Annotated in this window: 19 protein-coding genes; 4 read left to right on the top strand and 15 right to left on the bottom strand. The window is 43.4% G+C overall.

Features of this window, described 5'->3' with window-relative positions; all coding sequences use genetic code 11:
- Nucleotides 1-9: 9 nt before the first annotated feature.
- Nucleotides 10-789 carry a nucleotidyltransferase domain-containing protein gene (locus MHO82_RS09625; RefSeq protein WP_239183721.1) on the bottom strand — a complete coding sequence of 260 codons (780 nt, stop codon included), beginning with the start codon at nucleotides 787-789 and terminating at the stop codon, nucleotides 10-12.
- Between the two features lie 204 nt (nucleotides 790-993).
- Nucleotides 994-1,812, bottom strand: a complete 819-nt coding sequence (locus MHO82_RS09620; RefSeq protein ID WP_239183720.1) for an alpha/beta hydrolase — start codon at nucleotides 1,810-1,812, stop codon at nucleotides 994-996.
- Between the two features lie 147 nt (nucleotides 1,813-1,959).
- Here MHO82_RS09620 and MHO82_RS09615 point away from each other — a divergent pair, with 147 nt between their 5' ends.
- Nucleotides 1,960-2,292, top strand: a complete 333-nt coding sequence (locus tag MHO82_RS09615; RefSeq protein ID WP_239183719.1) for an HI1450 family dsDNA-mimic protein — start codon at nucleotides 1,960-1,962, stop codon at nucleotides 2,290-2,292.
- Between the two features lie 78 nt (nucleotides 2,293-2,370).
- Here MHO82_RS09615 and emrD read toward each other — a convergent pair whose 3' ends face one another.
- Entirely contained in the window at nucleotides 2,371-3,555 is a 1,185-nt protein-coding gene (emrD, locus tag MHO82_RS09610; protein ID WP_239183718.1) for a multidrug efflux MFS transporter EmrD, read from the bottom strand.
- Nucleotides 3,556-4,156: 601 nt separating this feature from the next.
- Between emrD and MHO82_RS09605 the strand changes: the two genes are divergently transcribed.
- On the top strand, nucleotides 4,157-5,701 hold the full coding sequence (locus MHO82_RS09605) for an alanine/glycine:cation symporter family protein (protein WP_239183717.1): 1,545 nt from the start codon (nucleotides 4,157-4,159) through the stop codon (nucleotides 5,699-5,701).
- Between the two features lie 141 nt (nucleotides 5,702-5,842).
- Here the strand turns inward: MHO82_RS09605 and torA are convergent, their stop codons facing one another.
- From torA to cmoM, 7 genes are all read right to left on the bottom strand, one after another.
- A complete protein-coding gene (gene torA, locus MHO82_RS09600; protein WP_239183716.1) occupies nucleotides 5,843-8,305 on the bottom strand; it encodes a trimethylamine-N-oxide reductase TorA in 2,463 nt (820 codons plus the stop codon).
- Nucleotides 8,306-8,328: 23 nt separating this feature from the next.
- Nucleotides 8,329-9,507, bottom strand: coding sequence for a pentaheme c-type cytochrome TorC (gene torC / locus MHO82_RS09595; protein ID WP_239183715.1), 1,179 nt, complete (start codon nucleotides 9,505-9,507; stop codon nucleotides 8,329-8,331).
- 52 nt (nucleotides 9,508-9,559) lie between these two features.
- Nucleotides 9,560-9,736, bottom strand: a complete 177-nt coding sequence (torE, locus tag MHO82_RS09590; RefSeq protein ID WP_239183714.1) for a trimethylamine N-oxide reductase system protein TorE — start codon at nucleotides 9,734-9,736, stop codon at nucleotides 9,560-9,562.
- Nucleotides 9,737-10,053: 317 nt separating this feature from the next.
- Nucleotides 10,054-14,523, bottom strand: coding sequence for a chromosome partition protein MukB (mukB, locus tag MHO82_RS09585; RefSeq protein WP_239183755.1), 4,470 nt, complete (start codon nucleotides 14,521-14,523; stop codon nucleotides 10,054-10,056).
- Complete coding sequence (gene mukE / locus MHO82_RS09580) at nucleotides 14,523-15,257, bottom strand: chromosome partition protein MukE (RefSeq protein ID WP_239183713.1); 735 nt, start codon at nucleotides 15,255-15,257, stop codon at nucleotides 14,523-14,525. Before mukE ends, mukB begins: the two co-directional genes overlap by 1 nt.
- Nucleotides 15,238-16,575, bottom strand: a complete 1,338-nt coding sequence (mukF, locus tag MHO82_RS09575) for a chromosome partition protein MukF (protein WP_239183712.1) — start codon at nucleotides 16,573-16,575, stop codon at nucleotides 15,238-15,240. Before mukF ends, mukE begins: the two co-directional genes overlap by 20 nt.
- A gap of 21 nt (nucleotides 16,576-16,596) precedes the next feature.
- The gene (gene cmoM / locus MHO82_RS09570; RefSeq protein WP_239183754.1) at nucleotides 16,597-17,397 is read right to left on the bottom strand and encodes a tRNA uridine 5-oxyacetic acid(34) methyltransferase CmoM; all 801 of its coding nucleotides are present in this window, start codon (nucleotides 17,395-17,397) and stop codon (nucleotides 16,597-16,599) included.
- A gap of 113 nt (nucleotides 17,398-17,510) precedes the next feature.
- Here cmoM and elyC point away from each other — a divergent pair, with 113 nt between their 5' ends.
- On the top strand, nucleotides 17,511-18,362 hold the full coding sequence (gene elyC, locus MHO82_RS09565) for an envelope biogenesis factor ElyC (RefSeq protein ID WP_239183711.1): 852 nt from the start codon (nucleotides 17,511-17,513) through the stop codon (nucleotides 18,360-18,362).
- Nucleotides 18,363-18,472: 110 nt separating this feature from the next.
- Here elyC and kdsB read toward each other — a convergent pair whose 3' ends face one another.
- The 5 genes from kdsB to MHO82_RS09540 are packed head-to-tail and all read right to left on the bottom strand — an operon-like array spanning nucleotide 18,473 to nucleotide 24,494.
- Entirely contained in the window at nucleotides 18,473-19,225 is a 753-nt protein-coding gene (gene kdsB, locus MHO82_RS09560; protein ID WP_239183710.1) for a 3-deoxy-manno-octulosonate cytidylyltransferase, read from the bottom strand.
- On the bottom strand, nucleotides 19,226-19,405 hold the full coding sequence (locus MHO82_RS09555; protein WP_239183709.1) for a Trm112 family protein: 180 nt from the start codon (nucleotides 19,403-19,405) through the stop codon (nucleotides 19,226-19,228).
- On the bottom strand, nucleotides 19,386-20,393 hold the full coding sequence (gene lpxK, locus MHO82_RS09550) for a tetraacyldisaccharide 4'-kinase (RefSeq protein ID WP_239183708.1): 1,008 nt from the start codon (nucleotides 20,391-20,393) through the stop codon (nucleotides 19,386-19,388). Before lpxK ends, MHO82_RS09555 begins: the two co-directional genes overlap by 20 nt.
- 23 nt (nucleotides 20,394-20,416) lie before the next feature.
- The gene (gene msbA, locus MHO82_RS09545; protein WP_239183706.1) at nucleotides 20,417-22,165 is read right to left on the bottom strand and encodes a lipid A ABC transporter ATP-binding protein/permease MsbA; all 1,749 of its coding nucleotides are present in this window, start codon (nucleotides 22,163-22,165) and stop codon (nucleotides 20,417-20,419) included.
- 34 nt (nucleotides 22,166-22,199) lie between these two features.
- Nucleotides 22,200-24,494: a DNA internalization-related competence protein ComEC/Rec2 gene (locus MHO82_RS09540; protein WP_239183704.1), complete on the bottom strand. Its 2,295-nt coding sequence runs from the start codon at nucleotides 24,492-24,494 to the stop codon at nucleotides 22,200-22,202.
- 4 nt (nucleotides 24,495-24,498) lie between these two features.
- On the opposite strand from MHO82_RS09540, the gene MHO82_RS09535 reads away from it, so the two are divergent.
- Nucleotides 24,499-25,008, top strand: a complete 510-nt coding sequence (locus MHO82_RS09535; protein ID WP_239183703.1) for a DUF2062 domain-containing protein — start codon at nucleotides 24,499-24,501, stop codon at nucleotides 25,006-25,008.
- Nucleotides 25,009-25,077 lie beyond the last annotated feature (69 nt).

The following is a 25,077-nucleotide window of genomic DNA, read 5'->3' as shown; positions in this document are numbered from 1 at the left end:
CGAAAGAAATTAACCAATTTTACGCTCAATACGAGCAAACTCTTTGACAACCCAGCCACCAAAATTATCTAAAAGCGCAATGACAGAACGCTTAGGGATACGTCGCCCTTGGAGTAAAATGTTTAAACGCTCAATTTCCAGTGACTTATCTGGGTAATAATCTAAAAATTTTTCACCACATGTCACAGGGTTGTCATACCAACTTTTGTCCCTGTGCATAACAAGCGAATAGCAGCTTCTCAGTAACTTCTTAGTGATCACGATTTGAGCAGGCACTTGAGCCTCTGGCGTCTGTGCTGCGACAATTTTTTTACGATAAGCGTCTAGCCACTCTTCAATATCCATATTGAGGTTTTTGGCAATTTCCCAACAAGGTTCAAACGAGCCAAACCGCGTGGCAAGATCATCACCATAAATACAAACACAGCAATGCTTTAACCAAAAGCCCCAGCTAAAAATACTCTCTAGGCTCAGGATCTCTTTGGTTTCTCCCACATTAAACGTAATACCGGTAATTTGTGGGTATTGCGACTTAAAACGCCATTTTATCGTATTTAAGATTGTCTGCTGCTTTGAGGTCAGCGGCACCGTGGACACAAACGTCACATCTAAGTTGGATTTACCTGGCTTGCCTTCTCGTCTTGCGACACTACCAAACAGATAAATACTATGTAAAGAAGGACCGATCGCTGCGCGTAAGTTAACGATAAGATCCTGTATTACAGGGGCAAATACAGGTTGAAATGGCGCTTTCGGGTCAATTTCTGTTAACTGGTTACATGGCGACAACGTTCTACTCCAACCTCTAATTCTAAAATGGACATCGACGCAAATGATCGCCTGACATGAACTGAGAATCAAGTAGTAGAAAGTGATTTCGATGAGCTTTTCATCACTTAAGGACAATAAGAGGCTTTTAGGTCGTAACAATAGAAAAACATTAAGCCATAGAGGCACCTCTACGACTTAACATTATAAGTACAGAATAAATAATTAATGATGCTTAGCTAGGAAATCAACAAGTGCTTTATTAAACACATCTGGCTGTTCGATATTCGAAACATGGCCAGCATTTGGGATCACAACAAATTCACTGCCATCAATAGAATCATGCATTAAGTAGCTTTCAAGATAAGGACGCTGCTTATCCTCTTGTCCTACCAACAACAATACAGGTAATGCCAGCTTTTCAAAGTCCAATAAAATCTCTCGGCGGTTAAACTGCATGTGCCCAACGACCACAATCGCAGGAATACGGCTAGCATCAAATAATGATAATGTAGAACGCATCTCATTCAGTAGTTGAGGTGTGTTTTGCTCAGCATTATGAGCAAAATAAAGAGGGACAATCTCCTCAATCGTTGGTGCAGGGATCAAGTTCAACTGCTGAATATTCGCTAACATCTTATTGTATTTTGCTGTTAATACTTCAGGCTCAAAACCTAAAAATGAATCAGCCATCACAAATGACGTTACTCGGCTAGGCGCTTTGATAGCCACTTCGGCTCCCCACATCGCACCAATAGAAAAGCCAACCAGAGAAAAGGTATCAATATCTAGGCTATCCATTAAAGTCAGCATATCATCGGCAACATCTGCCAATGAGCGAGTATTTTCAGGGATCGTGAGGCTTTCACCATGGCCCCATAAATCAGGAACAATACAACGGTATGATTGACTCAGCAGATCAATTTGCGAACGCCACATATCCATGTTCAATAAATAGCCATGACCAAATAACAGCGCGGGTCCTTCACCTACATCTAGAAAACGTAAAGGCTCTGATTTAATCGTAATAGATTTGATTGTCATGTGAATTCCGTAACTAAGAGTCGTTCAATTTAGTTGCGCTATGCTAACTGCCTCTGTTTAACACCACAAGAACTAAAGCCGTGAGATCTATCCCCCTTCTCTAAATTATGCTCTAATAAGTTCATCTTTACTGATAGTGAATCAATCATGACAACTGAACAAAATACGCTTATCTCTTACGATGATGTTATCGATGCTGCTTACGACATTTTTCTTGAAATGGCCCCAGACAACCTAGAGCCTGCCGATGTCATCATTTTCACGGCTCAATTTGACGACCGTGGTGCGGCAGAAGTCGTTGAAACAGGTGATGACTGGAGTGAGCAAGTTGGTTTCAATGTAGATAAAGAAACCTACGCAGAAGTGCGCATTGGTTTGGTTGATGAAGACAGTGACGTATTAGATGATGTGTTCGCTCGTATGCTAATCAGCCGCGACCCTGATAATAAATTCTGCCACATGCTGTGGAAGCGTGATTAATTAATAACCATCATCAAAAAAGGCATACTGAATTTCTTCACTATGCCTTTTTTATTGCCTGTTCTCAAAACCAAAGTATTACAGAGCAACTTCCAAATCTGACGTGTCTTTTTGGTTTCTCACCCATAACAGGCTCACAACCGTTAGTGTCGATACGACGGCCATGATAGCCCCAAGGTTAAACTGATTGTCCATCGCCATAAACGAAGCCGCCATTGCTGCAACACCTGCCCCTAAATTTTGTGCGCCACCCAGAACGGCACCCGCTGTACCGGCATGATTAGGAAATGGTGAAATAGCTGCCGTTGTCGCAGCCGGAAATAACACGCCCGCACCAAGGAAGTATAAGAAACCACCACCAATTAATGTACCTACCGTTACTTGCCCAGCCATACCTGGAACGATGATAACCACACTGCCTAATACAAGCGCAATAGAAGAAATAAACAACATACGACTACAAGGCATGTACTTAATTAAATAACCGGATAACCAACTACCTAAGAAGTAACCCGGTAATGGCATTACAAATAACCAACTTACCGTTGCACTATCTAGTTTTAAAACACCACCGAGTAACACCCCAACTGCAGCTTCATAGACGGCAATACCCGCAAAAGTCGCAATCAGGCAAAGTAAGTACCCTTGATAACGCGGGTTACCTAGTACATAGCGGTAACTTGTTAGTACTTTTTCAGGCTGACGACGCTCTTCCGGAAGTGTTTCCATAAAGAATAAATACATCACAACCGTAACAACGATGCCCATGATCAATAAAAACTGATAAGTCGCCGTCCAATCAAACCAGCTTGTTAATAGGCCACCTAGTACAGGGGCTAGCAATGGGGAGAAAATAACGCCCATACTCACCATGCTGTTTGCTTTATGAAGCATTGGGCCTTCAAAACAGTCACGAGTCACCGTTCGTGCCATCGCACCACTACACCCGGTCCCCATACCCTGAATAAAACTACCCACTAAGAATAGCTCGAAGTTCGGTGCTGTTAGCGACACGATCGAGCCCACAATAAAGATAGACATACCTATCAATACCACTGGACGACGACCAATACGATCAGACAATGGGCCATAAACAAACTGCGATAAGCCATAAGGAATTAAATACGCCGCCATTACCGCTTGTAAATAAGTAGCAGGCACCGAAAAATGCGAGGCCATATCAGCAATAGAAGGCACATACATCGTTTGTGTCATTTGGCCTACTGCTGCCATCACAACAACTAAAACGAGCAGTCTTGCCATTTTGTTCGCATAAGGTGAATGCTCCACAATAATCCTCTTATTTACTTAACAGAAGCAGAATAGTATTTGGTCAGATTTTAAACACTGATAAACACTCTAATAGTGGCAAGATGTTAATCTCGAAAAAGAACATCAGCAAGTCAGCAGGAGAGATTTATGCACGATAGTTTATAATGAAATGGATTAGAAAAAATAATCCGACTAGAATTTCAAAAAAGAATAACACTTGGCTCTATAATAAAACGCATTCTACTCCCCTCTATTTTAAAGGGATTGAACTTACCACCTTTAACCATTCCGCCTTTTTATCATCAATTTAAATTATAAATATTTTTAACCAAAATCATCACAATCAGTATGATACTAACCACTTTTACAATGAATATTCAGTCACTTTTAAAGAAAATAAAATCATAAAAATGGCGTTTATTCAGTCAATTTCACAGCATAACGTTAATAAAATAGAAGATCACAACTCTTATAAAAGTTTGCAAAAGTGGCTTTATTCTAAGAGATAGTCCTGATATGTTACTTTTTGAAATAATAGTTAACATAATAATAACAAATTCAAGTTTCGCTTGTTAAACAAAGGAAGTTACATATGACACGACTAATCTCCCTAGCGGCGTTGTTTGCCAGCGTAGGAAGTGCGCAAGCCAGTTCTATCGATGATCAAATAAATAATGTAGTTGCCCCCATCGTAAACCCTTTTGTTGGAATGATTTTCTCAACCATTCCACTCCCTTTTAGCGATGTGCAAATGCCTTGGATCGTATTGTGGTTAGTAATCGCAGCGGTTTTCTTCACAGTTTATTTAGGTTTTATTAATGTCCGTGGCTTTAAGCACGCGGTTAAAATTGTCAAAGGAGATTATTCCAACCCGAAAGACTCTGGTGACGTCACTCCCTTTCAAGCACTAACCACCGCTTTATCCGGCACTGTTGGTCTTGGTAACATTGCTGGTGTGGCTGTTGCGATTTCCATTGGTGGTGCGGGTGCCACGTTCTGGATGATTCTAGCTGGCTTATTGGGTATGTCGACCAAGTTTGTCGAGTGTTCACTGGCTGTTAAGTATCGTACAACTAACCCAGATGGCAGTATTTCTGGTGGCCCAATGTACTATCTGAGCAAAGGTTTAGAGAAACGTGGTAACGCCGCTTTCGGTCGTACGCTTGCTGTTCTTTTCTCAGTATTCGCAATTGGTGGTGCACTGGGTGGCGGTAACATGTTCCAAGCAAACCAAGCATTTAAGCAAGTAGTTGGCGTAACGGGCGGGGATGCCTCTTTCCTTGCCGACAAAGGCTGGTTATTTGGGATTGTGCTTGCTGTTTTGGTTGCTGTTGTGATTATTGGCGGCATCAAGTCTATTGCGAAAGTCACTGAAAAAGTCGTTCCTTTCATGGCGATTGTTTATGTAGGTGCCGCACTGATTATTATTGGCATGAACTTCGATCGTATTGACGATGCGTTTGCCGCTATTATCAATGGTGCCTTTACGGGTGAAGGTGTCACTGGTGGTGTGATTGGTGTTTTAATCCAAGGCTTTAAACGAGCTGCTTTTTCCAACGAAGCGGGGGTTGGTTCTGCCGCGATTGCTCACTCAGCAGTTAAAACTAAAGAGCCTCTTTCAGAAGGTTTCGTGTCACTACTAGAACCTTTCATTGATACTGTTGTGATTTGTACCATGACCGCTCTCGTGATCATCATTACTGGTCAACTGCAGGCCGATTCAGGTTTAACGGGTGTCGCACTGACTTCTGCCGCTTTTGAAAGCTCTATTTCATGGTTCCCACTGATTCTGGCAATTGCTGTTGTACTCTTTGCATTTTCAACCATGATCTCTTGGTCTTACTATGGTTTAAAAGCATGGACCTACCTATTTGGTGAAAGTAAACAATCAGCGCTTTCTTTCAAACTGCTTTTCTGTGTATTTGTTGTGATTGGTGCAGCCATGAACTTAGGCCCAGTAATTGACTTCTCTGATGCGATGATTTTTGCCATGGCTCTAGTCAACATTGTTGGCCTTTACATTATGGCGCCAGAAATCAAACGTGATTTAGGAGAGTACTTACAACGCTTGAATGCTGGTGAAATAAAAGAGTACAAAAACACAGCGGCTAGCGATTTAGCCAAAGATAAAGCGTAATAAACGTTCAAATAATAAACACAACCAAGCTAAAAGTCAGACGTTCACTGAACCTTTAGCGCTCCAAAGAAAAAGCCCGATCTAAATAATTAGATCGGGCTTTTTTCATCAATAACTACATCTTGAGCTATATCGAGTCGATTAACTCTCTTCGATTGGACCGCCGAAGCTTGTTACTGGTGGAACCGTACCGGTGTACTTTTCAAAGTCTACTAGACACGTATTCGCACTGGTTGCCTGCGCTAACTCAGAAGATGGAATATCTTGTGTTAGGGTGTTTGGATCACCGTATGTACAGATTGCACCGTCTTTTTCATTTAGAGGGCCATACCAAGCGCCTTCTTCAATACGAATCACACCTTGAGAATAGCTGTCCATTAATACCGCACCCGCCAGAAGCTGACCACGGTCATTAAATACGCGTACTAAGTCGCCGTCTTTAATGCCTTTCGCTTTCGCATCAATAGGGTTGATATAAACAGGCTCACGATCTTGTACGGTGTAAGTGGCACGGAATTCATCTGATTCACACATTTGTGAATGCAAACGCTTATCAGGGTGACAAGACTGCATCCAGAATGGGTGTTTTTCAGAACCAGGACCACCGTGTGAACGTTCACTCTTCTCAAACCACATTGGGTGGCCTTGACAGTGTTCGTAGTTGTAACGACCGATCTTACGACTTGAAATTTCAATGAAGCCTGATGGCGTACCTAATGCGTTGATTTCTGGATCTTTACGGAAATCAGCATGACGAACCCAAGGTTTACCTGTACCGAAATCTAAAACACCTTTTTCCCAGAAAGCATCGAATTCTGGCATCTCGAACTTATTTTCATTCGCTTTACGACAATCGTTGTACAGTGAGCGTACCCACTCCATCTCATCCATGCCACGGGTGTATTCTTTGTGCTTACCGAAACGACGCGCAAGCTCAGTAAAGATGTGGAAATCCGTACGAGATTGGTACAGCGGGTCAACCAGTTTCTGCATCGCAATTAAGCCACGACCAGAGTAAGAACCGTAAACATCAATATCGTTACGTTCAAACTGTGTACATGCTGGTAATACGATGTCTGAGAAACGACAGGTTGCAGTCCAAGCAAAATCGATAGTCACCACAGTCTGAAGCTTCTTAAACGCTTTCTTCATGCGGTTACGATCTTGGTGGTGATGCCACGGGTTGTTACCCGAAATCACCATCATTTTGTAATCTGGCAGTTTTACTTTTGAACCGTTATAACGGATCTCTTTACCCGGCTCTAGCAAACAGTCAATCCAACGAGCAACAGGGATCGTACGGCTGTAGCCGTTAAAGTCATTGTTGTCCCATTTTGGTTTTTGACCTTGGTCTACGTTACGTGGGAAACCACCCGGCGCAGCAAAACCTGTCGATGGTACACCGATACCACTATAGTGGTGACCATAAGAAATACCACCACCTGGTAAACCAATCTGACCAATCATCGCCGCCAGTACAGCACCCATCCAATATGGCTGTTCACCATGCTCTTGACGCTGAATACACCAACCAAACAGCAGCTGAGTACGTTCTGCCACTAGAAGACGTGCAAACTTACGGATTTCGTCAGCAGAAATACCACAGATCTCAGCAGCCCACTCTGGCGTTTTCTCAACTTTGTCTTTGCTCTCACCCATTAGGTAAGGAACAAACTCATCGAAACCTAAGCAGTAAGTATCAATGAACTTCTTATCGTACAGATCTTCTGTGTACAACGTATGAGCCAATGCCAGCATGAATGCCACATCAGTCAATGGGTTGATGTACATGTGCTCATTTTCTAGGTAACGCTGTGTTTTGTTTTTCACAGGGTCAACAGAAATCACATTGATCTCACCCGCAGCCACTTTCTCTTTCAGCTGCGCCAAGTATGGGAAAGACTCATGAGTTTCACAGTTCCAGCCAACCTGTAGGTTTTTCACTGGATCATTTGCCCATAAAATGATGTTCTTACTGTTAGATAAGATTTCAGACCAAGACGTACCTTGTGCATAAACCTCAGTAGAGCCAAGAACGTACGGTAAAATCGTCTGGCCAGCACCAGTAGAGTAATCCCCTACTTTGGTGATGAAGTTACCATGCATACCAACAGCACGTTGCATGTGGCTTGTACAGCTATGGAACTGACCTGTTTGACGCCAGCCCGTTTGGCCTGCATGCAATGCCCATGGACCGTAGTCTTTTTGAATACGCTCTAGCTCGCGGTAGAACAAGTCTAGTGCTTCATCCCATGTCACACGAACAAAACGGTTGTTACCACGAGTTTCTGTGCTGTATTTGTGCTTTTTCAGCCAATCTAAACGCACCATTGGGTAACGAACACGAGAAGCATTGTAGATCACCCCTCTCACGCCGTTGATCATGTCCGTTGGGTGCTTGTCTAGCTCAAGAGGCTTGATCTCTTGTACTTTACCCGCATAGATGTGTGCACGGAATGCACCCCAGTGAGAACCTGAAACTTTCCACGTTCCCGTTGTTTCTGCTGCACTTGCTTTTGATGACATTAATAAGCTAGGACCAACAACCGATACTGCACTTGTTGTTGCCACGCCCTTTAGAAAACTTCTTCTGCTAATAGACATACTTAATCTGCTCCATCAATCGCTTAGTGTGCTTCGTCAGAAAAATCTGAAGAGTGCTTCTGTAGGTACTTCAATACCAATGCTTTACTGTCTGTGTCGAAGTTAACGAATGCCATCATACCGTTAAACATGCCAGGCCAAGTGTTTGCGTCGAAGTGAGCTTCAGCTGGTTGTGTATGACATACAGAGCAGTTTGTTTTGTAGGATTGCTCTGCTTTGTCCCAAATAGGTTGAACATCTGAAAGAAGCGCTTCTTTCTTCATCCAAAGTTTTGCACTTACGCGCTGCCAAGGTAAGCCTGTTAGGTCATCTTCCTTCGTTTCAAACTTCTCAATGAATTGATCATTTTGCGCTGTTTCTTTCAATAGAGAACCCACAGCGATGTTCATACCGAAGTCTTCTTGAATTACGCGACCAAAGCCTTTCACTTTACGCCAACCAGACACTTCAACTTCGATTGCATCGTTACTTTCGTTAATCATAGTGACAGTCGATGCCGGATTCAGAAGACCCGCTTCCACTGACATTTCTTTGTCTTCATAAAGAGGAAGGTGACGAACACTTACGTAGCTGTTGCCTTTTTCATATTTCGTGTTTGAAGCCAGTTGCTCAAGTTCACCAATCATACCGCCACTGCTGTCCATATCTTTAGGAAGGTGGTGAGCGATACCTTTATGACAGTCAACACAGCTTTGATCACGCTCTTTTGCCTGCTTCATCTGAATACGAGCTGTTGGCTTCATTTTTTCGAAGTCCATGCCGTCGTAGTCATGACAGTTACGACACTCAAGAGATTTGTTCGCACTAAAACGGTCCCACTCATGTTGAGCTAAAATGATGCGGCGATCTTCAAATTTTTCTTGGGTATCGATAAAACCAAATACATGCGCGAATACTTCTTTACTTGCTTGCATCTTACGAGCAATTTTTGAAGTCCAGTCGTGAGGTACGTGACAGTCAGGACACGTAGCACGAACACCAGAACGGTTCTTATCGTGAATCGTACCTGCGTATTCTGGCTGAATGTTGTCAGCATGACAGCTCACACAAAACTCTTCGGTATTGGTCGCTTCTAGTGCCGTGTTAAAACCGCCCCAGAAAATAATACCAGCGATAAATCCACCAAGGGTTAACACACCTAGGCTGATATGGACACTTGGGCGCGCAAACACCGCCCAAGCTTTTTTAATAAATGACATCATACTCATTACTCTTGTTTTAGATTCTTATTTGTTTAATGGCAGAGCCGAGAAATCAACCGCCATGACCTGGAAGGCCTAAGAAAAACACCTGCATGAACCACACAGAAAAGCCGTATGCGCCCACGAAACCAACACTAAGGATTGGAAACAGAACCACAGTGATAAAGAAAAACGCTTTCCACTCTGATGAACGTGTTTTTTCACTATTCATATTTTTAACATCACTCATAATTAATTCCTGCTTTATCGTTTTAGCCCAGAATTTGATAGAAATTGTTAATGATTTAACTAACCACTTTTGGGTAAATGATAGACCACACATTTATTAGGGTTCAATCAAATATTCTCTATAAACCCTTTTATTCACTACTTTTTTGAGCTCATCCAGAGATGTATCCAGTTAAGGTTTTTTGTGAAAATTTATTAACAAATATGTCTAATTAATATAGTTATTAGTTTGTTATTTTTGTGAATAAGGTGGTATTGAAGCACAAAAAAAACCGCCTACAAGAGACGGTTTTATAAAATCAACAAGATAGAGAAATGTTAAGAAATGGGATCAATCTCTAAAATACTGTGAACGCCCGTTGTCGGTGCTAGCGACTCCTGACCAAACCCTCGTAACCCGACAACATGAACGTGTTCATGATCTTTGAATATCTTACGAACCAGCTTATAGGTCGTCCCTTTTTCTGGGCTAATGTTCTCCGGTGCAGCAATCAATAATTGCATATCCAATCGGTCACACAACTCAAACAGTGTTGAAATGGATTTCGCATCCAATCGGGCCGCTTCATCAAGGAACAACAAGCGACAAGGCAAAATGTCTTTGCTGCGTAAACGGCGAGATTCATCTTCCCAACTTTGAACAACCATCAGAAGAATGGACTGCCCCGTACCGATCGCTTCACCCGTAGAAAGAGCCCCAGATTCCGCACGGAGCCAGCCATCTGAACCACGGTTAACTTCAATACCCAACTCTAGGTAATTACGGTAATCCAGAAGCTCTTCACCCAATACCTGTGGTGAACGCTGTCCAAGTTCAATATGAGGGTTCAGACGCTGATACAACTTCGCAATGGCCTCTGAGAAGGTCAAACGTTGATTACCGAACAGATCTTGATGTTGGTCTTGCTGTTCTGCCAGTCCCGCCAGTAAGGTAGCGTGAGTTTCTCGAACATTGACATTCAAACGCACGCCTTTTACCTGACCAAAACCAATATTCGACAACCCTTGGTTCAGCATACGAATACGGTTTTGTTCACGCTGAATCGTCTTACGGATCAGATTAGCTACGCTTTCAGAACTGATCGCTAAGCGGCTTTCACGCTGAGTCAGCTCCTCAGTTAAACGAGCAAGCTCTACTTCCATCTCTTCAATGGCTTCAACCGGATCGTCAGTACGAATAATGTCGTGTCGAATACGCTCACGAAGGTGCTGATAAACGGCAATATAGAACAGAACTTTACGCTCTGGACGCGCGTTATCTTCAGAAGCACGTAACGAATCGCGTAAGTCTTCATTGTCCGCCACAGCCAAACGCAACGCACCCAACGACTTATCCGACATGGAGCGAAGCTCGCCCGCCGATAAGTAAGCCAACTCACGGCGGTGTAAACGACGCTCTACGTCATTTTCGCGCGCTAGGCGAAGCACTGAGCACCAGCCTGCTTTTGCCGCGACAACAAACTTACGAAACTCTTTGTACTCTTTTTCAACTTTACGAATGCGTTTCCCTAAAGACTTAATCTCAAGCTCAACCGATGTAATGCCTTTTTCAAGCTCACTACAACGTTGACGAGAGCTATGCAAACGCTCATTAAGCTCATCACGACGCTGTCTTGCACGTTCTTCTGCTTCGTGGTCCGCATGAACACCTAACTCTTGAAGCTCACGCTTAAACTCTTGAACCGTTTCTTGCTTCGCTTGGTGTGAGCTCTTCAATGAAGCCAACACTTGATTGTATTGGTTCATTTGCGCTTGAGCCTGCTTACGCTGATCACGACAACGCGTACGAGCGCGCTCTGCCTCTACCAGCTTCGCTTTTAATTGCTCACTCAATTCACTGCTTTTATTTAGCAAGTCAACCGAATCTGAATAACCAAAGTGATGACGGCGCTCAACCAAATCAGCAATTGCGAATAATTGCGCTTTTAGTTGTTGAAGATCGCTATCCGCTTGTGTGTACTCTTCTTGCAAGGCATCGAATTGCTCAGGATCAGCTTCTAACGCGGTTATTAGCCCTTCTAGTTCACTAACGGCTTTACCATGAAGGCTCATAAACTGCTGAGCTTCGCCAATATTCGATAACTGCTCTTGCACCTCTTCAAAACGGGCAAATACGGTATCGTCTTCCAATAAGCCAACAACTGGGGCTAGTTTACCCAGTAGTGACAAAGCTTCACGTGACTGTGATAACTGACTACGCTGTTGCTGTTCTTTGTTTTTGATCTCCGCAAGCTGGCGAGTCACTTGACCACGCTGTTCACGTGCAACTTTAAGCTCCTGCTCAGGATCCGGATCAAATGCCACACTCATGTGACTGGCAACAAAGCTATTAAAGCTCTGATATAAACGCTGCAATTTCTGAGCATCAAAAGCCGCTTTTGCATGGTGCTCAACCACTTCTTCACGCTCTTCACGCAGCAGTTCTAAACGTTGTTCACGAGCCGCACGGCCGAACAATGGAATCTCAGGAAAACGAGAGTAACGAAGCTGACGATCATTTAAGTGAACGCACACCGCCCCTTCCATTTCATCCGCATCGAACACGCTGTCATCAAAGGCATCAATATCACCTTCAATCACATAAAGATCATCTGGGCAGTCATCTAAGTCCACCAGTTTTTCTTTGATGCCCTTTAAATCTGGAACCACAATCGCGTGACGTGCTGGGCCATATAACGAACTAAAATACGGCGCGTCATCTAGGGTAATATCATCGTAAATTTCAGATAACAGCACACCACCTAGCGTATCAGCCAACCCTTGTAAACGGGCATCATCGCTGCCACCAGGAGATGCTAAACGCTCAATGTCTGAATCTAGTTGAGTCTTTCTTAAAGCAAGGCGATCTTTCTCTGTTGACAGTGTACGTTCACGCTCTAACGTCGATTGCATTTGCGCCATAACCGCTTGCGCATCATACAACTCTGCCTCGCTTTGCTCGGTTAGCTTTTCAAGGCTGTCGTTTGCTGCAATCCAAGCTGGAGCACTCTTTTCTAGGCGAGCAATGGTGGCTTGCAGCTGTTGATCTTGACGACCAAGCTCACCACGTTGTTCAACCGTTACTTCTTGGTCTTGCTCTAACGTTTCAAGTACAGCTTCGTGATGCGCTTGCTCTTCAGCAAGAACCAGTTCGCTATCAATCGTTGTAGAAAAACGTTTATGGTAATTTTGTGCTAACTCTTGAGCCTGACGTACGTTACGAACTGAACGCTCTAAGTCACGATACTGTGCTTTTAGTTGCTCAGCACGATCCGTCACATTAGCAAGCTGACGCGCTTTTACCACCAACTCTTTGGCTTTATTCGCGGCATCCGTACGTTCTACAACACCCGCAATGCTTGTGACGAGTTCTAACCCGCGCTCAAACTGCTTCGCTGCCGCAGAAGACATATCAACTTTATGTTTTAACGCCAATAATGCCGTTGTTTTTAGCTCTTCCTGCTTTTTAAGATCCGTTTGACGCTCTTGTGCATTCTCTTTGCTTAGCTCGTGGTCATTGGTGAGCTGCTGAGCTTTTTCTAACGCTTGCACCGCTTGCTGATATTGCAAAGCACGAGTTTGCTGCATGTCTAACGCTTGTTGATAATCAGCTAGCTGAGTTTTTAAGCTATCAACTTCATCTTCACTCAGTAGAGCCTGCTCTTCGGCAATAGCAAGCTGTTCAGCGGCTTCTTCAACCACCATGACTTGCTCTTCTAAGCGTTCCGTTAATTCCTCTAAATCTTCTTGGTAGCGTTCAATTTTTTCTTGCTGGCGAACCGCACTTTGAACCAATTGAAGGTGATCAGACGACGCTTGGTGATCTTGCTCTAACCCTGATTGCTGCTCGGTTAACTCACCGAGTTCAGACTGCATATTAGTGAGCAGGTTAGACTGGTCAAAAATCGTTGAGCGAGCGCCCATTAATTCCGAACGGTGCTTTAGTGTCTGCTCTAATTTACTACGGCGCTCATTAGCGTGACGCATGTAGTCAGCTGCCACATAATTCGTCGACTCAGTAATTAAGTGCTTGAACAAATCACGATCAGATTGAGTCAGCTTAATGGCTTCCAGCGTCATGCGGTTTTCACGCAACGCCGCTTCCATATCTTGGAACGCTTTTTTTACCCCGCCATTTTGTGGCAATAGGTAATCACGCAATGAACGAGTAATGGCACTGGAAATACCGCCGTAAAGAGATGCTTCAATCAGACGATAAAACTTAGAACGGTCACTACTATTACGTAATTTCTTCGGTAATACGCCCAACTCAAACATTTGCGCGTGATAATCAGTCACTGAGTTAAACGCTTTAAACTGAACTTCTTCGTACTGACTCGCCAGCTCTTTCACTTCATTAATTTGACGAACACGCGCCTGGTTCTCAGACACAGACTCAATCAGCATTTCCGTTGGTTTTATGTCGCTTGGTAAGCCTTGAATAATGAATGGTTTAATGTCCACTTTCTTATCTCGGCCAGCAACCTGCTGCAACTTAACAGCAAAAATGACACGTTGTTTACGTGAGTTCACAATTTCCAGCGCCGCATAACAGGCACCCGGTTTTAACTTACCGTGTAAACCTTTATCGCGAGAAGCCTGAGAGCTACCTGCTTCTGTCGTATTACGAAAATGAAGTAACGTTTGGTCTGGGATCAAAGCCGTAATAAATGCGGCCATCGTGGTAGATTTACCCGCACCATTACCACCAGAAAGAGTGGTAACTAGACTATCTATGTCAAACGTTCGTGCAAAAAAACCATTCCAGTTAACCATGGTTAATGATTGATATTTACCACGCTCAATCATCATACTTCACCTTCCAACACTGTTTTTTGTTCCTGTTCTTCAGTAGTAACGTCTGCTTCATCTTCTGGCAGTAAGCTCGACTGGCTTGGCTCTTGCTGATGAACAACCGCTTCACCATCGCGGATCAAGCGAAGCTGGGCATCACGCACATCGTCACCGACACGGACATCCGCACCAAAACGGAATACCGCTTCACTAATACGAAACTTACCGTTTTCACCCACCGGAATGATCATGCCTAAGCGGCGTAAACGGCGTAAAGACGTTCTGACTTTTTCGTACAGCTTTTCACGATCCAAATCTGAGCCAGTAGCACGGTTGGTCACTAGCTTCATTAATTTTTTTTCATCCGCCAGTGCAATCAGCTCTTCATACAACTCTTGATTGGTAAAAATGCCTTCGTGCGCCAAACGCTCTGGGCTTAAATACAAAAAGCACAATACTTTGCCAACCAGCATATCCAGCTCAGCCAGCACACTTCGGCCAATGAGTGACGTTGAACGAGGACGTAAGTAGAAAAAACCTTCCGGTGCTTTTACTAATTCAGCATTATAACGCTGATAAAACACACCTAGTTCTGAATCAAACTCACACAATAGTGCGTGGTTATCTAAATCTTCGCTCGCAATATGACGACCTGAACGCAGCAGGCTATCCAATGCCGGAAATAAAGGGTTAGCAATCGCTTTTGCTAGTTTTTCCGGCATAAATTCTTCAATATTTGTCAATGACATTGGCTTGTACCTTTGCACCGTATTCGTTAATAGACTGCCAATCGGGCTGAATGGCTTTGAAGTCCGCTTCGGAGTAGCCTAAGCGCACAGCCTGATCAATAACGAGTCGGGCTAAATCAAAATGTTGAGCTTGTGGATGCGACAATAAATACTCTTTTAAAACCGTACCCAAATCTATCGCAGCACCAGTTTCTTTATGGCGCAGTAGCATTTCTTCTATTTGTTCAGCAAGGTGATCATTCACCACGGACAACTCTTCATATTCCACTTCAGTAGGAACGATGCCGGTTACTTCATCATCACGCAGTACTAAGGTTTCATCGCGTAAATCACGCAAACGTTCAGCGTCTGCATAAGTAAGAAACCAAGGCTCATCAAAGTAATCGGTAATCGATTGACGTAACCGCTGACTGAAAGCTCGGTTCTTATCCATATCGATGGCTGTTCGAATAAACTTATGGACATGACGATCGTAGCCAATCCAAAGATCGATGGCTTGTTGGCCCCAGCTCACGATTCGGTCAAGCTTCATTTGAAGGGAATAAAGAAGAGATTCAATAAACTCAAGTTCAGGATCACCATAAACATGTTCTTGAATATCAAGCAACTGAGTCTGAAGCTGATCGCCAGCCGCTTGTAAAGTATCTTGCAACTCTTGTAACGTGCCAGATGTTTCATTCAGCAATTGCTCACAGCTTGAAATTGCTTCACGCCAATCTTGATTCAGAAGCTCAGCAATGTCGTCTTTGACTTGCTGTTGCTGCTCATCCATAACGCGTTGATTAAGATCGATTCGATCAAAGATCTCTGCAACAGAATACTTTAAGACTCCGTATACTTTTTTACGCCAAAACTGAGCGTTACCACCCTGCTTTGCCGATTCCGCCGCTTTATGAATTTCATCAGCTACCATGGCGAGCTGAATCGAGAGCTTCAATTTAGAGAACTCGCGGTGCCTTACATAGTAATCCGTAATACCAATAGCAAGCGGGGTTAAGCGATAAATACTTGCCCCTTCCGTCATTTCACTGGTAAAACGGCTGATAAGTCGCTGTCTCACCAATTCATTAATGGCATTATTGGCTCTAAATACTAGGGTTTCTTTGGATTGTTCGAACAGACCACTGACAATAGCAAACGCGTCTTGTAGCTCGCCTTCACCTAACTCTTCGTCAAATCTTTCGTTACTTAAAACAGCAATAGATAATAAAAATGCCAACCGTTCTGTTGGCAAGTTCAATGAGAAATCATGCTGTTTCACCCAACTCACCAGCTCATCTACTGTATGGCTAGGAACATCTTGGGAAAAATCACTCATTGGGTGTCCTTTACGTACATCTTATGTTTCATCGTTTTCACTCAGAGGCTTCTGAGCCCAAACGTGAATATAGCGACCAAGAGACAAATAGGGCTCTTGGCGGCACAACTGTTGTTCCAACTCCAGAACCTGCTCAGGAGTATAATCTCCCATGTACTCCATATTACCTATGTAGTCACTGAAAGAACGGATTCCTGATTTACCCTGAATAGTAAAGCCTGATTGTTCTATCCATTGGTAAACCTCTTCTGGTTTTAACCCTTTTTGAGGCTGAAGTTTAAACCGTTTTCGGTGTGGCATTCCTTCTAAAACATGAGGAATGTTGCCACAAATCACATTTTTCAACACCAAGCCATGATGGTTATAGAACATAATAGAAGCAACACCACCGGGTTTAACTTGCTCTAATAATGTTTCAAGGGCAACTCTAGGATCAACTAGCCACTCCATCACCGCATGGAATAATACAAGGTCAACGGGTTCATTCAAGTGATGCTGGATATCTTGTACTGGGCTGTGGATCAATCGATACTGCTCAAGCAAACCATTTTTTGCAATATCTTGTTCGGCAAGTTTCAGCATTTTAGAAGATAGGTCACATAATGCAACCTGATGCCCTCTTAATGCTATTCTTTGTGATATCTGCCCTAGGCCACCACCTGCATCAAGAATATGCAAAGCCGGACTACTAGGCTCCAATAAGGCTAAGATCTGCTCAATATCTTGCCAAACAATGGTTTGGCGTATATCACCTTTTTCAGATCCGTAGATGTTTTTTGCAAATTTGTGTGCAATATCGTCGAAATTTCGGTCTTCTAACACGTCAGCTAAGTTATGATACTCTTTCAAGACGCACATTGTCTCACAAGCACTACAAGAATAAAGGTTTGTGAGTGCTTTTCGCACTTAACTGATGGAATTTCGGACTACAAAGTATGTTTGAACTGAAAAAAATTTTCTCGTCGTTTCTGATGCCCCTGCCAGCGTTGCTGATAATTGGGTGCCTCGGTTTATTAATTTTATGGTTTACCCGAAAGAAAATTCTTGCCTCTGTACTCTTAACCACATCCATACTCGGGATCTTTGTTCTTTCATTCCAGCCCGTATCGACCCAGTTATTGCTGCCTCTTGAACGGCAATACACTGCTTTCCTGCCTCCCGAAAAACCACTCGATTTTGTGATGGTATTAGGCAACGGGCATGTGGTCGATGATCAAATCCCACCAACAGCAGAACTTAGCCGTGCAGCCTTAATGCGATTGTCTGAAGGCATTCGCATTTATCGTATGTACCCGGGGGCCAAATTGATCTTATCTGGTTACGCTGGTGGCTCTGAAGTAAGCCATGCAAGAATGTTAGCTAAAGTTGCCCTTTCCTTAGGCGTACATAAAACCGACATTATGCTACTCGAAAAAGCCCGTGATACATGGGAAGAAGCAAGACAAGCTGCTGTGTTTGTCGGTACAGGGCAAATGGCATTAGTCACTTCAGCCAGTCACATGCCACGTGCGATGAATGAGTTCAAAGCCGCGGGACTAACCCCAACCCCAGCACCCACTAACTACCTTGCACATGATGCAGCTGGTCAAGTTTGGAACAAATACATGCCTAAAGCACTGTATTTAGAACAAAGTGAACGCTACTGGTATGAACAACTTGGTTTATGGTGGCAAAAACTACGTGATAACGTCATAAGTAAAGAACAACAAGCTCACAATACGCCAAAGCTTGAGCCCAAGGAAATCTTGCAAAATGTCAGTGATAAGGTAACCGACATGACCAAGTAACTAACTTGCATACCAAGCAATTAAGCTAAATGCGTTAAAATGAATAATAAAAAAGGCCAGAGATAATTCCGGCCTTTTTTCTATCTGATGTTTATAGCCCCAAACAGAAACTATTGACTGCTAATGATAGCTCGCACCGTTTCTAAATCTTCTGGTGTATCGACACCCGCTGCTGGTGCTTCATGAGCAACGGCTACGTGGATCTTCTCACCATACCAAAGTACACGGAGCTGCTCTAAGCACTCAATTTTTTCAAGCGCACTTGGCTGCCAGTTAATGTAGGTATTAATAAAGCCAGCTCGATACGCATAAATACCAATATGGCGAAGCAGTGATTGCTTGATCTCAGCAGGCTTAGTAGCAAAGCTATCACGATCCCAAGGGATAGTCGCCCGGCTAAAATAAAGAGCAAAGCCATCTTTATCCGTTACCACTTTCACCGCATTAGGGTTAAACACTTCTTGCTCATCTTCAATCTCAATGGCTAACGTCGCCATTGGTGCAGATACCGATGCCAAGTTATCCGCAACCTGACGAATGATGGAAGGTGGAATGAGTGGCTCATCACCCTGTACATTCACCACAATTTGATCGTCTGCAATATCAAACTTTTCAATAACTTCTGCTAAACGTTCTGTACCAGAGTCATGATCAGGCGAAGTCATGCATACTAAACCGCCAAAACCTTCAACCACTTTTTGAATTCGTTCATCATCTGTCGCGATGATCACTTGTTCTGCGCCTGCTTTTGAAGCTTGCTCATAAACCCATTGAATCATCGGCTTGCCACAAATATCGGCTAACGGCTTCGCAGGTAAACGACTCGATTGATAACGGGCTGGGATAATGACCGTAAACGACATTTATTCCACCTCATCAATGCTTACACGGCGAGCTTCTGGCTCTAGCATTACAGGAATACCTTCTTTAATCGGATAAGCTAAACGATCCACTTTACAAATCAGCTCTTGGTTTGATTTGTCATAACTCAACTTCCCTTTACACACCGGACAAGCAACGATTTCAAGTAGACGATGATCCATACTGTTCTTTTACCTCTAATATCCGATTAATAATTTGTTCTGCTTGTAGCGTTGGTAATTCTGCATCCACAGGTAAATACCACCAATTTGGTTTAGCAAAACTGCGGCACTTCACCGCATCTTTTTCTGTCATCACTAAATGCTGCCCTTTTTGAGCTAACGCATCCAGCTCCGATTCTTTATAAGCCTGGTGATCGACAAACGCTTTGGTCGCGATCACGTTGGCATCTAGTTTCTCTAGCGTATTAAAAAAGCGTGGTGGATGCCCAATTCCCGCAAACGCAACCACATCTTCAAGCTCAGAAGCGTCTTTTTGCTCTAGGCTCACAAGATTCACCAGTTTACTTGGTGTGAGCTGCATTGGTATTTCTGCCCCTTGTGCTTCGCCACCATTGCAGATTTTAAAATCCACTTCTTTCAGGCGAGATAAGCCTTCACGCAACGGACCAAGCGGAATAAATTGATGGTTACCAAATCGGCGCTGACCATCAATCACCACAAGCTCTACATCACGCTGTAAAGCATAATGCTGAAGCCCATCGTCGGTAATAATGACATCCACATTGTGATCAAGTAATAGCTTAACAGCTTCACTTCGGTTCGGCGAAACCGCAACAGGCACTTGAGTACGACGCTGAATAAGCACTGGCTCATCACCCGCTATTTCCGCCGTTGTTACATCATCCACTAAATAAGGATAATGCGGCGCTTTACCACCGTAACCACGTGAAACCACCCCAGCCTGCAAGCCTCGTTTTTTCAGTTCTTCAACCAACCACACCACCACTGGCGTTTTTCCGTTACCACCAGCAGTAATATTTCCCACAACCACAACAGGCACTTTGGGACGATAAGATTCTTTTTTACCAACTTGGTACGCTTGGCGTCTGTTTACGCTAATAGAGGCAAACAATAAGCTCAGTGGCCATAACAGCGGCCACAATAGCCAACCTAACGGGTGATTGTTAAACCAAATTTTTTCAACCATAACAGACATCCAATACCGTTGAATTATTCACCAAATTGAACTTTATGCAGCTGTGCATAAGCGCCGTCTTTCGAGATCAGTGCGTTATGATCACCACGCTCGATGATCTCACCTTCATCTACCACCAAGATCTCATCAGCATCTTCAATAGTTGAAAGGCGATGCGCAATCACGACAACAGTGCGATCTTTTTGCAGCTCATCTAGCGCGGCTTGAATCGCACGTTCTGACTCTGTATCTAGGGCAGACGTTGCTTCATCTAAAATCAGTACTGGTGCATTACGTAATAATGCGCGTGCAATGGCTAAACGTTGGCGTTGCCCACCAGATAAGCTTACGCCATTTTCACCAATTACTGTATCTAGGCCGTTGTCCATTTCCTTGATAAAGTCCATGGCATACGCCAGTTCTGCGGCTTTTTCTATGTCTGCACGGGTGTATTTACCTTCGGCGGCATAAGCGATGTTATTGGCAATCGTGTCGTTAAATAAATGTACGTTCTGAGACACAAGAGCAAAATGCTCACGCAGATTAGACAGTTGATATTCTTGGATCTCCTGACCATCAAGAGAAATACTCCCTGAATCAACATCATAAAAACGCGTAAATAAATTGGCAATAGTACTCTTACCGGAGCCGGAACGCCCTACCAAAGCCAATGTTTTACCCGCTGGTAAATCAAAACTAACATTACGCAATGCTGGCGTATCTTTGGTTGGGTAAGTGAAAGTTACATCGCGAACTTGGATATCACCCTTCACTTTTTTCGTAGCATAAGTGCCATTGTCTTTTTCTGTTTCTAAATCCATCAAGCTAAACAGAGTTTGACAAGCTGCCATACCACGTTGGAACTGAGAAGTAACATTCGTCAGGGCTTTTAATGGGCGCATTAAGCCAAACATAGCCGAGAAAACAACCGTAAACGTACCTGGTGTTAGTTCACTACGAATCGCATCATTGCTGGCCAAAAACAACACAACAACTAATGCAGTAGAAGCAATGATTTGAATCACTGGGTTTGCCACAGCCTGTGCCGTCACTAGCTTCATGGTTTGCTGACGCATTTGATTACTGACATTATTAAATCGTTCGCGTTCTACTTTTTGACCACCATAACTCAATACCACTTTATGGCCTTTCAGCATTTGCTCAGCCGATGAAGTCACATGCCCCATCGTGTCTTGCATGTCTTTACTGATCTTACGGAAACGCTTAGAAATAACACCGATACCCATAGCAACAATGGGAGCAACGACTAATAGAACCAAAGACAACTGCCAGCTATTCCAGAACATTAGAATAAGCAGGCCAATAATGCTGGCACCTTCACGAACAATACTGACTAAAGAGCCACTGGTGGCAGCGGCGACTTGTTCAGAATCGTAGGTAATGCGTGATAAGAGAGAACCTGATGACTCTTTATCAAAAAAGCCAACGGGCATTTTCATAAAGTGGTTAAACATGTCGCGACGAATGCGCATCACTACATGGCCAGAAACCCAGTTCAAACAGTAAGCGGAAACAAAACTACTTAAACCACGAATCACCATCATACCCATTAACAAGAATGGCATAATCATCAAAAAGTCAGACTCGGCATTACCAAAGCCTTCATCTAGTAAAGGCTTAAGTAATGACACCATATATGTGTCGCCAGCCGCATTAATGATTAATGCAATAACCGCAACAACTAAGCCTTTTTTATAATCTCGAATGTATGGCCACAAACGTTTAAACGTTGTAAGCGTTGACTCATCTTTATTTATAGACATGAACTGCTTATTTTAAAATGGAATTATCGGCATTCTACTCCTTTACACTCAGTGCGCCAAATAACTTCCGATACCAATTCATCTTATTATCTTTTCGATGCTGAATTATTGTTCTATTTTTGCCATTAAATGTAATGGTGATCTGGCCAGAACTTGCTGTTTCAAGCCATTTAATACTTCGGTCTTGATATCGATCCACCACCACTTTTGCCGGTAGATTCCAAGGATTGTATTTTGCCGTAGAAGCGATGGCATATTCAGGCTGGACATGGTCAATGAGCTTCACAGAAGAGGACGTTAAGCTACCATGATGCGGAACAAGTAAAATATCGGCGGTTAAATTAGGGTATTGATTCAGCATCAGCATTTCAGCAATACCATCAACATCCCCCGTGAGCAGTACAGAATGTTCATCATCGGAAAGTAAAATCACACAAGAGTGAGGATTAAACGCGCGATTTACTTGCTTAGGAGGCCAAAGAACCTCAAACCTTAATCCTTGCCATTCCCAATCATTACCTTGGATACATGGCATGAAACCATCGCGTCTATCACTGCTTCTACGCCATTTAGGATCAAAATGCTGATTAATGCTTTCTATACCACCAGCATGATCACTATCAGCATGGCTTAAAATGACACCTTCTAGCTGAGAAATCGTTCGTTGATGTAAAATTGGCTTTATCACTCGATCAGCAATACTGTTATTTAACCAACGATTTCCCGTATCGTACAAAACCGCTTCCCCATTACGTTCGATCAATACCGCTAAACCATGCCCTACATCTAATATATCGACCTGCCACTCTGATGTTGAAGGTTTAGGATAAAGAATGACCAAAATCATAGACATCAACCACCAGCGAATTTTTCGCCAAGGCATAAGCAAAATGGCAATAGCAACCAAGGTACTCAGCATCAAGGTCGGTAAATGCTCCTTTGAAAGAATCAACCAGTAGCCAATTCCCCACTGCGCGATTTCCCACACAGGCACTAAAGACCAGTTAGCCAACTGCCACAGTGTTTCACCTAACGAGTCAACAAGCCATTCAGCCAGCAGACCCGAGAGTACCAACGGCACCGTGATCAGACTGACCCAAGGAATAACGATAAAATTAATGACTGGCGAGATTAAGCTGATGCCACCAAAGTTTTCTACTTGAACGGGAATTAAAAAGACAAAGAGTAAAGCTTGTAGAAAAAGGGCTAATTTCACCTTTAACTTCCAACGTAAAACCCAAGAAGAAGCTCCAGAGCGTGTAACAGGGTTAATACTCAATCCAAGAATCAAAATGGCAACGGCACCAAATGAAAGCCAAAAACCAGAAGAAAGGGCTGAAAATGGATCAACCAATAGGCAAACCAATAAGGTAAATAACACCGACTGCCACTTCGCCCAATACAGCCTAAATAAAGTACAAAAACTAAACACCAAACACATGATAAGTGCCCGAGTGGTGGGTAATGAAAAACCAGCTAGCCATGCGTATCCACACGAAATAATAGCCGCAATGATCATCGGCAACCATATCAAATAGGGAAACTCAGGCAGTAAAGCTTTAAACCATCTACCTAACCACCAACCAAACCCGAATGCCAGACCAATATGCAACCCAGAAATCGCCATTAAATGAGCCAAACCGCTGTCCCGGAGCACCTGCCAATGTGCATCATTTAATTCATCACGGTACCCAAAACTCAACGCTAATAGCAGTGGCTGATGCACCAAATTAGCCGTTGAATGATAAACACGATCAAACCATTTCTGCCGTAATGCCACTGAGTCATCCATGACAACACCGGATATGACATGTCCAACACCATGTAAATGATGAGCAACAAAGTAACGCTCTAAATCAAACCCCACCTCATTCACTCTACCATATGGTAAACGTGCCCTTACCGTAAGCTGCCACTGCTGACCAAGCTTTACATTCTCACCATTTTGCCAGTAGAGTTGCAGACTCAGACGCTGCAAATAAGGGACTGTTTTGCCATTTATTTGACTAACAACAAAGATAAATTCACTGGATTGACTTTTTTTCTTAAAAAGACTATCAATACGGCCATTTATGGTAATATTTTCCGGCCCTTGGATTAGAGTATCACTGCGCTCAATATATAAGCTGCCGTGAACGATGACCGTAACAAGGCCAATTAAGATTCCTTGAAACACAAAAGCGAACGAATAACGTACACAAATTGCTAAAGTTAATAGAGCAGGAGCAATCCACCATAAACTGGGGATCGCAGGCCACCGCTCTAATGACAAAACAGAAATAATAATTCCAACAGCTATCATTGGACGGCTGCGCAAGAGAAACATCATTTATATGCCAAGAAAGTTGATTCGACGTTTTATGCCAGACCATGAACTTATCAAGCGCCAGAAGGCTCTGAAAGTTTTTGGTAATGTTTTGTATAATCCTAACCTTTGGTGCCTAAATCGACGCTCTGCGTCAGGGGCGTTTGCTGTTGGTCTTTTTATGGCTTTTGTTCCTCTTCCCAGTCAGATGATTATGGCAGCAGGGCTTGCCGTTGCTTGCGGAGTCAACCTCCCTCTTTCTGTTGCCCTTGTGTGGATCAGTAACCCAATTACCATGCCTGTCCTTTTTTACGGGGCCTACAAGGTCGGAGCTTGGGTTATGGGAACACCACATCACCCCTTTCACTTCGAGCTGTCTTGGGATTTTATCGCCCAACAAATGAGCCAAATTGGCCCACCCTTTCTTCTAGGTTGTGCAATTTGTGGGGTTACCCTTGCTATCGCAGGTTATTTTGGCATCCGTGGTCTATGGCGTTACTCAGTAGTAAGAAGCTGGAATAAACGCAGAGCAAGATAGTCAATATTTGTACTGTTTATCTCAACCGTTCTCGACTCTTTCTCAGCAGTTTTAGGTGAATATCTAAAA

Source organism: Vibrio sp. Of7-15, from assembly GCF_022347565.1.
In the GTDB taxonomy this organism is placed as follows: domain Bacteria; phylum Pseudomonadota; class Gammaproteobacteria; order Enterobacterales; family Vibrionaceae; genus NORP241.
This window is presented reverse-complemented; position numbering and strand designations above follow the sequence as displayed.

Coding starts and splice junctions, on each gene's coding strand:
- MHO82_RS09620 (WP_239183720.1), bottom strand. CDS start 1,812: ATGACAATCAAATCTATTACGATTAAATCAGAGCCTTTACGTTTTCTA.
- MHO82_RS09615 (WP_239183719.1), top strand. CDS start 1,960: ATGACAACTGAACAAAATACGCTTATCTCTTACGATGATGTTATCGAT.
- emrD (WP_239183718.1), bottom strand. CDS start 3,555: ATGGCAAGACTGCTCGTTTTAGTTGTTGTGATGGCAGCAGTAGGCCAA.
- MHO82_RS09605 (WP_239183717.1), top strand. CDS start 4,157: ATGACACGACTAATCTCCCTAGCGGCGTTGTTTGCCAGCGTAGGAAGT.
- torA (WP_239183716.1), bottom strand. CDS start 8,305: ATGTCTATTAGCAGAAGAAGTTTTCTAAAGGGCGTGGCAACAACAAGT.
- torC (WP_239183715.1), bottom strand. CDS start 9,507: ATGATGTCATTTATTAAAAAAGCTTGGGCGGTGTTTGCGCGCCCAAGT.
- torE (WP_239183714.1), bottom strand. CDS start 9,736: ATGAGTGATGTTAAAAATATGAATAGTGAAAAAACACGTTCATCAGAG.
- mukB (WP_239183755.1), bottom strand. CDS start 14,523: ATGATTGAGCGTGGTAAATATCAATCATTAACCATGGTTAACTGGAAT.
- mukE (WP_239183713.1), bottom strand. CDS start 15,257: ATGTCATTGACAAATATTGAAGAATTTATGCCGGAAAAACTAGCAAAA.
- mukF (WP_239183712.1), bottom strand. CDS start 16,575: ATGAGTGATTTTTCCCAAGATGTTCCTAGCCATACAGTAGATGAGCTG.
- elyC (WP_239183711.1), top strand. CDS start 17,511: ATGTTTGAACTGAAAAAAATTTTCTCGTCGTTTCTGATGCCCCTGCCA.
- kdsB (WP_239183710.1), bottom strand. CDS start 19,225: ATGTCGTTTACGGTCATTATCCCAGCCCGTTATCAATCGAGTCGTTTA.
- MHO82_RS09555 (WP_239183709.1), bottom strand. CDS start 19,405: ATGGATCATCGTCTACTTGAAATCGTTGCTTGTCCGGTGTGTAAAGGG.
- lpxK (WP_239183708.1), bottom strand. CDS start 20,393: ATGGTTGAAAAAATTTGGTTTAACAATCACCCGTTAGGTTGGCTATTG.
- msbA (WP_239183706.1), bottom strand. CDS start 22,165: ATGTCTATAAATAAAGATGAGTCAACGCTTACAACGTTTAAACGTTTG.
- MHO82_RS09540 (WP_239183704.1), bottom strand. CDS start 24,494: ATGATGTTTCTCTTGCGCAGCCGTCCAATGATAGCTGTTGGAATTATT.
- MHO82_RS09535 (WP_239183703.1), top strand. CDS start 24,499: ATGCCAAGAAAGTTGATTCGACGTTTTATGCCAGACCATGAACTTATC.